Source organism: Brevibacterium sp. R8603A2 (genome assembly GCF_023072605.1).
GTDB classification, from domain to species: Bacteria; Actinomycetota; Actinomycetes; order Actinomycetales; family Brevibacteriaceae; genus Brevibacterium; species Brevibacterium pityocampae.
In genome coordinates this window covers 1-307 of record NZ_JALLGN010000049.1, presented here as the reverse complement: position 1 = coordinate 307, position 307 = coordinate 1, and the positions used below count along the sequence as shown (strand labels likewise).

1 pseudogene is annotated in these 307 nt (G+C 65.5%); it reads right to left on the bottom strand.

Going from position 1 to position 307, the window contains the following annotated elements:
• Positions 1-307 (bottom strand): annotated as a pseudogene (locus MTQ12_RS14845) (transposase); the annotation flags it as partial.

The following is a 307-nucleotide window of genomic DNA, read 5'->3' as shown; positions in this document are numbered from 1 at the left end:
AGGCGGCTCGACGTCCGGATTCGTGTAGTTCGACGAGTCCCTTTTTTAGGCGCGTGATGTTCGTTGCGTGTTGATGAGCACGCGCGATCGTGGAGTCCACCGACAGCGACCAGTCGAGCTGGCCGGCCGCGTCAGCGTGAGCGGTCAAGCGGGCCAGCGCGGTGTCCCAGGTGCCGTCGTCGGCCATCCGGCGATGCCAGGTCCATACCGTCTGCCACTTGCCGAACGTCTCGGGCAGGTCCCGCCAGGCGATCCCGCATCGGTAGCGGTAGATGATGCCCTCGACCATCTGGCGGGCATCAGCGAA